Source organism: Leyella stercorea DSM 18206, assembly GCF_000235885.1.
GTDB classification, from domain to species: Bacteria; Bacteroidota; Bacteroidia; order Bacteroidales; family Bacteroidaceae; genus Prevotella; species Prevotella stercorea.
The window spans coordinates 11,490-14,761 of record NZ_JH379426.1 but is presented as its reverse complement, the minus strand read 5'-3'; the positions used below and the strand labels follow the sequence as shown (position 1 = coordinate 14,761).

The 3,272-nt window shown below is 44.6% G+C and carries 2 protein-coding genes; both read right to left on the bottom strand.

Annotation, left to right across the window (positions count from 1 at the left end; translation table 11 throughout):
* Nucleotides 1-103: 103 nt before the first annotated feature.
* A complete protein-coding gene (locus tag HMPREF0673_RS13365) occupies nt 104-2,821 on the bottom strand; it encodes a BspA family leucine-rich repeat surface protein (protein ID WP_050804959.1) in 2,718 nt (905 codons plus the stop codon).
* 228 nt (nt 2,822-3,049) lie between these two features.
* The coding region (locus tag HMPREF0673_RS14715; RefSeq protein WP_216589891.1) for a hypothetical protein at nt 3,050-3,272 on the bottom strand (223 nt) is incomplete at its 5' end.

Sequence of the window (3,272 nt, the reverse complement as noted above, 5' to 3'; positions counted from 1 at the left end):
TTGTTAAAAACACAACAATATTATATGAGCCGTTGTTGTTGCTTCGTTTATCTGTTTATTATTGTTTGGTTGGTGCAGCGGAGACCGCTGCACCCCCTGATGTTTATTTCACGAGCATCTTTGTTGTTTTCTTGCCACGCTTCACGATGTTCACACCCTTTTGTGGTGCGTTCAGACGGCGGCCCTGCAGGTCGTAATACTCCGCTGCAGTGTCGTCCGACACCGTCGGCGCATCAATGCCAGTAGCTGCTTTATATGTGAAATAGCCAGTGGTGTAGTTCGCCATTTCCTTGCCCACCTTGCTGTGGTTGTAAGGCACGGCACCCACAAGGTTAGTGCAGCCCACAAACATGTCGTAGTCATTATCACATGCTGTTGTCACGAACTTGTCACTTGCATAGATGGTGGTGAGAGCATAATTGTTGCAGAACATCCAACGCATATCCGTCACGTTTTGTGTATCGAAGTTTGATACATCAAGTGTTTTGAGTGCAGAATTGTTGCAGAACATCCAACTCATATCCGTCACGTTTTGTGTATCGAAGTTTGAGACATCGAGTGTCGTGAGAGCGGAACAATTACTGAACATCAAATTCATATTCGTCACGTTCTGTGTGTCGAAATTTGATACATCGAGTGTTTTGAGATTATGACAGGAACCAAACATGCCGCTCATGCTCTGCACGTTCTTAGTGTCGAATTTTGAGACATCGAGTGTTGTGAGAGTAGCACAGCCAGCGAACATGTCGCCCATGTACATCACGTTTTTAGTGTCGAAGTTTGATACATCGAGTGTTGTGAGAGTAGCACAGCCAGCGAACATGTAGTCCATCGTTGTCACGTTTTTAGTGTCGAAGTTTGATACATCGAGTGTTGTGAGTGCTTCACAGCCCATGAACATGTAGCCCATCGTTGTCACGTTTTTAGTGTCGAAGTTTGATAGGTCGAGTGTCGTGAGAGCGGAACAATTACTGAACATCAAATTCATATTCGTCACGTTCTGTGTGTCGAAATTTGATACGTCGAGTGTTGTTAGAGCAGAGCAGCCACGGAACATTTCGCTCATGTTCGTCACGTTCTTAGTGTCGAAATTTGATAAATCGAGTGTTGTGAGAGTAGAACAGTGACTGAACATGCCGCTCATGTTCGTCACGTTCTTAGTATCGAAGTTTGAGACATCGAGTGTTGTGAGAGAACATCCACCGAACATGCCGCCCATGTTCGTCACATTCTTAGTATCGAAGTTTGAGACATCGAGTGTTGTGAGATCATAACAGCGATAGAACATGCCACTCATGTCCGTCACGTTCTTTGTATCAAAGTTTGAGACATCGAGTGTTTTGAGAGCATTACATTCACCGAACATGGTGCTCATATCCGTCACGTTCTTAGTGTCGAAGTTTGAGACATCGAGTGCTGTGAGAGCAGGGCAGTAATAGAACATGTAGCTCATGTCCGTCACGTTCTCTGTGTTCAGATATTCAATACCCTCTATGGTCGTTAAGTCTCTGCAAAGATAGAACCATTTGTAGCAACTCGTTGGGCGCGCATTAGCAAATGAAGCATCGAAGACAACTTTCTTGATGATATTTGTATTGTATCCATGGCCATTGGGTTTATACCAATCTGGGAGGTCTTCGCCCTCATTCAATGCAAACGCCACTCCTGTTGGCTCGTTATTATCGTGCTTGAATGTCAGTGTGTTCGTGGATGCGTCAAACACGGCATAGGGCCCTTTCATTTTGGGAGCTTTATATGTGAAGTAGCCAGTGGTGTAATTCGCCATTTCTCTGTCCACCTTGTCTTCATCGTAAGGCACGGCCCCCACAAGATTAGTGCAGCCTGCAAACATATAATAGGTATCCTCATATTTACATGCTGTGGTCACGAACTTGTCGGTTGTATAGATGGTTGTGAGTGCTTCACAGTCCCTGAACATGCTGTGCATGCTCGTTACGTTCTGTGTGTCGAAACTTGATAGGTAGAGTGTTGTAATATGAGAACAACCATAGAACATGCTTCCCATGTTCGTCACGTTCTTAGTATTGAAATATGACATGTCGAGTGTTGTGAGAGCAGAACAGCCATAGAACATTTTGTTCATGTCTGTCACATTTTTTGTGTCGAAACTTGATAGGTCAAGTGTTTCGAGAGCGGAACATTCCTCGAACATGCGGCTCATGTCTGTTATGTTCTTAGTGTCGAAACTTGAAAGGTTGAGTGTTGTGAGCGCACTACAGCCATAGAACATTTCGCCCATGTTCGTCACATTTTTAGTATCGAAGTTTGAGACGTCGAGTGTTGTGAGAGCATGACACCAATAGAACATTTTGTTCATATCCGTTATGTTCTTAGTGTCGAAACTTGAAAGGTTGAGTGTTGTGAGCGCACTACAGCCATAGAACATTTCGCCCATGTTCGTCACATTCTTAGTGTCGAAGTTTGAGACATCGAGTGTTGTGAGATTAGGACAGTACCAAAACATGTTGCTCATGTCCGTCACGTTCTTAGTGTCGAAACTTGAAAGGTCGAGTGTTGTTAGAGAACACTCCCTGAACATGCCACTCATGTTCGTCACGTTTTCTGTGTTCAGATATTCAATACCCTCTACGGTTGTTAAACTTCTGCAACCATAGAACCATTTGTAGCAACTCGTTGGGCGTGCTTTTGCAAATGAGGCATCGAAGATAACCTTTTTGATGATATTTGCATTGTATTCATAGTATCCATTGTCACCGTGTTTATACCAATCTGGGAGATTTTCGCCCTCATTCAGCGCAAACGCTCCATCGGGTTTGTAAACATTGTGCTTGAAAGTCAATGTTTTGTTGCCTTTATCATACACGGCATACGACTCTGCCTTTTGGGCAAACGCATGGCTACCCCATACGGGCAGGCACATCAAGATTGCAAGTAAAAGGCGAGCAATCGGGGGGGGGTAAAATTTGGGTTTTCATAATAAAATAGTTTAAAAAAATATTAGTATTTGGTTGTTTGTGTCTTCTTGACGGCTGCAAATAAAGTAAAATAATTTGGAATTTGCAAATAATTAGGGCGAAAAATACATTGCTATATGGTAGGTAGGGGCATCCGCGTCGACCGATGCGGATGTCTGCGTCGACCGATGCGGATGTCTGCGTCGACCGATGCGGATGGTAAAATATGCGGAGGGGGTGGGGGAAAAAGGTGCGTGAGGGGTGCGTGAGGGGCGTGTGAGGGGTGTGTGAGGAGTGCGTGGAGGGGTGCGTGGGTATGGCAGGATGCCATACCCT